The 3,428-nt window shown below is 56.8% G+C and carries 4 protein-coding genes; all 4 read right to left on the reverse strand.

All coding sequences use genetic code 11. From position 1 onward, the window contains the following. Window positions 1-302 precede the first annotated feature (302 nt). Entirely contained in the window at window positions 303-803 is a 501-nt protein-coding gene (locus ACZ402_RS20265; protein ID WP_000376623.1) for a GNAT family N-acetyltransferase, read from the reverse strand. Window positions 804-930: 127 nt separating this feature from the next. Continuing rightward, window positions 931-1,770 (reverse strand): sulfonamide-resistant dihydropteroate synthase Sul1, encoded by an 840-nt coding sequence (gene sul1 / locus ACZ402_RS20270; RefSeq protein ID WP_000259031.1) that lies wholly within the window; start codon window positions 1,768-1,770, stop codon window positions 931-933. Beyond that, window positions 1,764-2,111 carry a quaternary ammonium compound efflux SMR transporter QacE delta 1 gene (locus ACZ402_RS20275; RefSeq protein WP_000679427.1) on the reverse strand — a complete coding sequence of 116 codons (348 nt, stop codon included), beginning with the start codon at window positions 2,109-2,111 and terminating at the stop codon, window positions 1,764-1,766. Before ACZ402_RS20275 ends, sul1 begins: the two co-directional genes overlap by 7 nt. 163 nt (window positions 2,112-2,274) lie before the next feature. Further along, window positions 2,275-3,066, reverse strand: coding sequence for an AadA family aminoglycoside 3''-O-nucleotidyltransferase (locus ACZ402_RS20280; protein WP_465285968.1), 792 nt, complete (start codon window positions 3,064-3,066; stop codon window positions 2,275-2,277). Between the last annotated feature and the right edge of the window lie 362 nt (window positions 3,067-3,428).

Genomic DNA, 3,428 nt, shown 5'->3' on the forward strand with positions numbered 1-3,428 from the left:
ACCCTGGAAATGGCGCCACTTGAAATCCGTCATCGTTCCGTCCGTCCAATCTCCGCCAAGCATGCTCAAGCTTCACGATTTTTGCAACAGAGCCTCACATCACCCTGGAAATGGCGCCACTTGAAATCCGTCATCGTTCCGTCCGTCCAATCTCCGCCAAGCATGCTCAAGCTTCACGATTTTTGCAACAGAGCCATATCGACAACCTCTCGCGCAACCAAGACATCGCGGTCGGACTGCAAGTGATCTTGAAGCCACGGGCCCGTCCCACCCCGACATGGACCTCGATGCCCGAACGGACGTTAGATTTCGAGTTCTAGGCGTTCTGCGATGAAGGTTGGATCCCAGCCGGGATTGAAAGTGTCGACGTGGGTGAATCCGAGCCGCTCGTATAGGCCACGCAGGTTCGGGTGGCAGTCGAGCCGCAGCTTGGCGCACCCCTGCGTTCGCGCGGCATGGCGGCAAGCCTCGATCAGCGCGGAGCTGACACCCCGGCCCGCATGTGTCCGTCGCACCGCGAGCTTGTGCAGATATGCGGCCTCCCCCTTGAGGGCGTCGGGCCAGAACTCGGGATCCTCGGCCGACAAGGTGCAACAGCCGACGATGCCGTCGCTGCAACTCGCGACTAGGAGCTCGGATCTCAGGACGAAGGTCTCCGCGAATGTCCGGTCGATCCGCGCGACGTCCCAGGCGGGCGTTCCCTTGGCGGACATCCACGCCGCAGCGTCGTGCATCAGCCGCACAACCTCGTCGATATCACCCGAGCAGGCGACCCGAACGTTCGGAGGCTCCTCGCTGTCCATTCGCTCCCCTGGCGCGGTATGAACCGCCGCCTCATAGTGCAGTTTGATCCTGACGAGCCCAGCATGTCTGCGCCCACCTTCGCGGAACCTGACCAGGGTCCGCTAGCGGGCGGCCGGAAGGTGAATGCTAGGCATGATCTAACCCTCGGTCTCTGGCGTCGCGACTGCGAAATTTCGCGAGGGTTTCCGAGAAGGTGATTGCGCTTCGCAGATCTCCAGGCGCGTGGGTGCGGACGTAGTCAGCGCCATTGCCGATCGCGTGAAGTTCCGCCGCAAGGCTCGCTGGACCCAGATCCTTTACAGGAAGGCCAACGGTGGCGCCCAAGAAGGATTTCCGCGACACCGAGACCAATAGCGGAAGCCCCAACGCCGACTTCAGCTTTTGAAGGTTCGACAGCACGTGCAGCGATGTTTCCGGTGCGGGGCTCAAGAAAAATCCCATCCCCGGATCGAGGATGAGCCGGTCGGCAGCGACCCCGCTCCGTCGCAAGGCGGAAACCCGCGCCTCGAAGAACCGCACAATCTCGTCGAGCGCGTCTTCGGGTCGAAGGTGACCGGTGCGGGTGGCGATGCCATCCCGCTGCGCTGAGTGCATAACCACCAGCCTGCAGTCCGCCTCAGCAATATCGGGATAGAGCGCAGGGTCAGGAAATCCTTGGATATCGTTCAGGTAGCCCACGCCGCGCTTGAGCGCATAGCGCTGGGTTTCCGGTTGGAAGCTGTCGATTGAAACACGGTGCATCTGATCGGACAGGGCGTCTAAGAGCGGCGCAATACGTCTGATCTCATCGGCCGGCGATACAGGCCTCGCGTCCGGATGGCTGGCGGCCGGTCCGACATCCACGACGTCTGATCCGACTCGCAGCATTTCGATCGCCGCGGTGACAGCGCCGGCGGGGTCTAGCCGCCGGCTCTCATCGAAGAAGGAGTCCTCGGTGAGATTCAGAATGCCGAACACCGTCACCATGGCGTCGGCCTCCGCAGCGACTTCCACGATGGGGATCGGGCGAGCAAAAAGGCAGCAATTATGAGCCCCATACCTACAAAGCCCCACGCATCAAGCTTTTGCCCATGAAGCAACCAGGCAATGGCTGTAATTATGACGACGCCGAGTCCCGACCAGACTGCATAAGCAACACCGACAGGGATGGATTTCAGAACCAGAGAAAGAAAATAAAATGCGATGCCATAACCGATTATGACAACGGCGGAAGGGGCAAGCTTAGTAAAGCCCTCGCTAGATTTTAATGCGGATGTTGCGATTACTTCGCCAACTATTGCGATAACAAGAAAAAGCCAGCCTTTCATGATATATCTCCCAATTTGTGTAGGGCTTATTATGCACGCTTAAAAATAATAAAAGCAGACTTGACCTGATAGTTTGGCTGTGAGCAATTATGTGCTTAGTGCATCTAACGCCGGAGTTAAGCCGCCGCGCGTAGCGCGGTCGGCTTGAACGAATTGTTAGACATCATTTACCAACTGACTTGATGATCTCGCCTTTCACAAAGCGAATAAATTCTTCCAAGTGATCTGCGCGTGAGGCCAAGTGATCTTCTTTTTGTCCCAGATAAGCTTGCTTAGCTTCAAGTAAGACGGGCTGATACTGGGCAGGTAGGCGTTTTATTGCCCAGTCGGCAGCGACATCCTTCGGCGCGATTTTGCCGGTTATTGCGCTGTACCAAATGCGGGACAACGTAAGCACTACATTTCGCTCATCGCCGGCCCAGTCGGGCTGCGAGTTCCATAGCTTCAAGGTTTCCCTCAGCGCCTCGAATAGATCCTGTTCAGGAACCGGGTCAAAGAATTCCTCCGCTGCCGGACCTACCAAGGCAACGCTATGTTCTCTTGCTTTTGTAAGCAGGATAGCTAGATCAATGTCGATCATGGCTGGCTCGAAGATACCCGCAAGAATGTCATTGCGCTGCCATTCTCCAAATTGCAGCTCGCGCTTAGCCGGATAACGCCACGGGATGATGTCGTCATGCACGACAAGGGTGACTTCTATAGCGCGGAGCGTCTCGCTCTCGCCAGGGAAAGCCGAAGCCTCCATAAGATCATTGAGCAATGCTCGCCGCGTCGTTTCATCAAGCTTTACGGCCACAGTAACCAACAATTCAATAACGCTGTATGGCTTCAGGCCGCCATCCACTGCGGAGCCGTACAAATGCACGGCCAGCAACGTTGATTCCAGATGGCGCTCAATGACGCTTAGCACCTCTGATAGTTGGTTCGAAATTTCGATGGTCACCGCTTCCCTCATGATGTCTAACTTTGTTTTAGGGCGACTGCCCTGCTGCGTAACATCGTTGCTGCTCCATAACATCAAACATCGACCCACGGCGTAACGCGCTTGCTGCTTGGATGCCCGAGGCATAGACTGTACAAAAAAACAGTCATAACAAGCCATGAAAACCGCCACTGCGCCGTTACCACCGCTGCGTTCGGTCAAGGTTCTGGACCAGTTGCGTGAGCGCATACGCTACTTGCATTATAGCTTACGAACCGAACAGGCTTATGTCCACTGGGTGGCTCTGTTGCAAAGATTGGCGGCAGTCAGAGGTAGGCTGTCGCTCTGCGCCGATCAGGCGGCTGCTGCGAAATGGTGGTTGAGCATGCCCATGG

It is taken from the genome of Cellulosimicrobium sp. NPDC030954, assembly GCF_055571305.1.